Origin of the sequence: Streptomyces sp. SM1 (assembly GCF_002910825.1) — a bacterium.
GTDB lineage: Bacteria > Actinomycetota > Actinomycetes > Streptomycetales > Streptomycetaceae > Streptomyces > Streptomyces okerensis.
Genome location: NZ_NEUB01000285.1, coordinates 1 through 3,236, shown reverse-complemented (window position 1 = coordinate 3,236; position 3,236 = coordinate 1). Strand labels below are relative to the sequence as shown.

Genomic DNA, 3,236 nt, shown 5'->3' with positions numbered 1-3,236 from the left:
CGCCGTCACCCCACCGGTCTCCCGGCCGGCCGGACACGGGCCGGGAGGGCATCGGGTTCCGTACCCTTGCGGCATGCGCATGCGCCCCACCCTGAGCTGGACCCCCGCCGACGGCCTGCCGCCGGGCACCACGGACCTGGAGCCGGTCGCCGACGCGCTGCGCCTCGGCGGCGTGCTGGTGCTGACCGGGGCGGGCATCTCCACCGAGTCGGGCATCCCCGACTACCGGGGCGAGGGCGGGAGCCTGACCCGGCACACGCCGATGGCCTACCAGGACTTCACCGGCAGCGCCGGGGCCCGGCGCCGGTACTGGGCGCGCAGCCACCTCGGCCGGCGCGTCTTCGCCCGCGCCCGCCCGAACTCCGGGCACCGGGCCGTGGCCGCGTTCGAGCGGCAGGGCCTGCTCTCGGGCGTGATCACCCAGAACGTCGACGGTCTGCACCAGGCCTCGGGCAGCGAGGGTGTCGTGGAACTCCACGGGGGCCTGGACCGGGTCGTCTGCCTTTCCTGCCGCGCTTTCAGCCCGCGTGCCGAGCTGGCGGCGCGACTGGATGAGGCCAATGCGGGTTTCGCGCCCGTGGCCGCCGGGATCAACCCCGACGGTGACTCCGACCTCAGCGACGAACAGGTCGGGGACTTCCGCGTGGTGCCCTGCACGGTGTGCGGCGGGATCCTCAAGCCGGACGTGGTCTTCTTCGGCGAGAACGTACCGCCGCAGCGGGTCGAGCACTGCCGTGCCCTGGTCCGCGAGGCATCCTCACTGCTCGTTCTCGGATCCTCGCTGACCGTGATGTCCGGGCTCAGGTTCGTCCGCCAGGCCGCTCAGACCGGTACGCCGGTACTGATCGTCAACCGGGACCCCACCCGTGGCGACCCGCACGCTCTCAGCCGGGTCGCGCTCCCCCTGGGGGCCGCGCTCGGCGCGGTCGCCGAGCGGCTGGACATCTCCGTCGACGGCGGGACGGCGGCCTGAACGGGCGCGCAGCGCCCGGACGGCCGACGTCCCGGGAACCCGGCCGGGGCGCCCGCCGCACCCGGGACTCCATCGGCCGGAGTCCCGGCCGGTGCGGTCACCCCGCGGCGGCCAGGCGACGTCGGAGTTCCTCCTCGGTCACGTCCTCCAGGTGGGTCAGGAAGACCCACATATGACCCGAAGGGTCCCTGAGGATGACGGTGCGGTCCCCGTGGAACACGTCCGTCGGCGGCTGCAGGATCTCCGCCCCGGCGGCCGCCGCCCGCTCCGCCAGCGCGTCGACATCGGGGACGAAGACGTGCAGCGTGACGGAGGTGCCCCCGCCGAGCGAGACCGGAGCGGCGAACGAGGCGGCCTCCGCCTCGTCGGCGCTGACGTCTCCCAGCATCAGCACCGACCGGCCGACGGTGATCTCGGCGTGCAGCACGCCGCCGCCCGGGGCGTCGACCCTGAAGTCCTGGTGGGCGCCGAACGCCCGCTGGTAGAAGTCGATCGCCGCGACGGCGTCGTCCACCATGATGTGCGGGATCACGGCATACCGGTAGCGGTCGGGGATCCCTGCGTGACCTGTGTGCTCGCCCATCGTGAACCTCCTCGGAAGGCACCGCCGGTCGGTTCCCGCGGCCCTGTGGCGAACGTAGAAGCTCAAGTCCGCTTCAGGTCAAGCGTGGCCGGTGCGGCGAGCCCGGAAGCGTCAGCCGGCCAACACCCGGACGAGCAGGGTGAACAGCAGGCCGAACACGAGCAGCGCCGGCGCCCCGAGGATCAGCGCGACCAGCCCCCACCGGGTTCGCCCCGCCGGAACAGCCTTTTCCGTGGACCGAGTTGTCCTGTCCTCTCTGACCCCATGCGTCCCACCCCTGTCCGAAGCGCTTCTCGTGCACGTCCCGAGTCCGTCAGTCGAGCCGCAGCCGGGTCCCCTGAACGTTCTGCGCACGGGCCCCGGTTCGGCAGGACTTCAATGTGAGTCATTCGAGGTCGAATGCGCGGCGCGCGCGTTCGATCTCGGGCATGTGGGCGGCCGCCCACTCCAGGAGCACCTCGACCGGCGGCCGCATGGTCTTGCCCAGGGGGGTGATCCGGTACTCGACGGCGACGGGGCGGGAGCTGAGGAGCACACGCTCGACGATCCCGTTGCGCTCGAGCCGCCGCAGGGTCGCGGTGAGCGACTTCTGGGTCACCGCGGGAATGGCGCGGCGCAACTCGTTGAACCGGCACGGCCGTTCACAGAGCTCACCCAGGACACTCAGCGACCACTTGTCCAGCACCTGGTCGAGCAGTTCCCGGTGCGGGTGCGCGATCTCGAACGCGCCTTCGTGGCTCCCGTGGCTCCCGTCGGTATCCGGCACGATACTTGGTCTCCTTGAAGTGTCCTTCGTCCACCAGATATCAAATGTATACCTGGTTGACCGAAGTGAGGAGACCCCTGTGTCCGTCCGTCGTTTCACCCCCGAAGGCATGATGAGCCCCACGCCGTACGAGCATGTCGCCGTCGGCACCGGCACGCGTCACGTGCATGTCAGCGGCCAGGTCGCCCGCGCCGCGGACGGGTCCCCCGTCGCCCCGGGCGACCTCACCGGGCAGGTCGCGCACGCACTGCGGAACACCGCGACGGGCCTCGCGGGAGCGGGCGCGTCGTTCGACGACGTGCTGCGGCTGACGTTCTATGTCACCGACTGGGCCCCCGGGAAGATCGGTGACTTCATGGCGGGGGTCGAGCAGGTGGCGGAGGAGATCGGACTGACGGTGCCGCTCCCTCCGTCGTCACTGATCGGGGTCGATCACCTCTTCGAGCCCGACGTACTGGTCGAGGTGGAGGCGACCGCCATCCTCGACTGAGAGTCCGCCGGCGCCCCGGACGCGGCTTTGCCTTTTCTTTACAACACGGGCCGTCGCCGCATCGTCTCTCCGCACGATCCATCACCCAGCCCGCCGCATCACCGTGCGGGCGGACCGAGGAAAGAGAGCGATTCATGCGCCGAACTGTCCTGAGCGCCGCGGCACTCGCGTGCGCGGCCGTGATGGCGAGCGCGATGCCCGCGTTCGCCGACGACCCCTCCCCCGTTCCCGAAACCGGGGTGTCCGAGAGCGTGTCCCCGGCGCCGGCCGATGAAGCGGACCCGAGCCCGGTCCCGGCGGAGGACGGTGACGCGGCCCCGGCGGAGGACGGTGACGCGGCCCCGGCGGAGGACGCCGGTGGGGTCACCGTCCTCCCCAGCGGCGCGCCCGACACCGGCACCGCGCCGGCGTCGGCGGAGTCCGG

At 71.8% G+C, this 3,236-nt stretch carries 5 protein-coding genes; 3 read left to right on the top strand and 2 right to left on the bottom strand.

Annotated elements, in window-relative coordinates:
- Positions 1-73 precede the first annotated feature (73 nt).
- A complete protein-coding gene (locus B9S61_RS06910) occupies positions 74-973 on the top strand; it encodes an NAD-dependent protein deacetylase (RefSeq protein ID WP_103541449.1) in 900 nt (299 codons plus the stop codon).
- Between the two features lie 97 nt (positions 974-1,070).
- Here B9S61_RS06910 and B9S61_RS06905 read toward each other — a convergent pair whose 3' ends face one another.
- On the bottom strand, positions 1,071-1,556 hold the full coding sequence (locus tag B9S61_RS06905) for a VOC family protein (protein ID WP_103541448.1): 486 nt from the start codon (positions 1,554-1,556) through the stop codon (positions 1,071-1,073).
- Between the two features lie 385 nt (positions 1,557-1,941).
- Complete coding sequence (locus B9S61_RS06900) at positions 1,942-2,322, bottom strand: helix-turn-helix domain-containing protein (protein WP_181007279.1); 381 nt, start codon at positions 2,320-2,322, stop codon at positions 1,942-1,944.
- A gap of 79 nt (positions 2,323-2,401) precedes the next feature.
- Here B9S61_RS06900 and B9S61_RS06895 point away from each other — a divergent pair, with 79 nt between their 5' ends.
- Together B9S61_RS06895 and B9S61_RS06890 are read left to right on the top strand one after the other, a co-directional pair.
- Positions 2,402-2,812: a RidA family protein gene (locus tag B9S61_RS06895; RefSeq protein WP_103541447.1), complete on the top strand. Its 411-nt coding sequence runs from the start codon at positions 2,402-2,404 to the stop codon at positions 2,810-2,812.
- 134 nt (positions 2,813-2,946) lie between these two features.
- On the top strand, positions 2,947-3,236 hold a 290-nt coding region (locus B9S61_RS06890; RefSeq protein WP_103541446.1), incomplete at its 3' end, for a hypothetical protein.

Coding starts and splice junctions, on each gene's coding strand:
- B9S61_RS06910 (WP_103541449.1), top strand. CDS start 74: ATGCGCATGCGCCCCACCCTGAGCTGGACCCCCGCCGACGGCCTGCCG.
- B9S61_RS06905 (WP_103541448.1), bottom strand. CDS start 1,556: ATGGGCGAGCACACAGGTCACGCAGGGATCCCCGACCGCTACCGGTAT.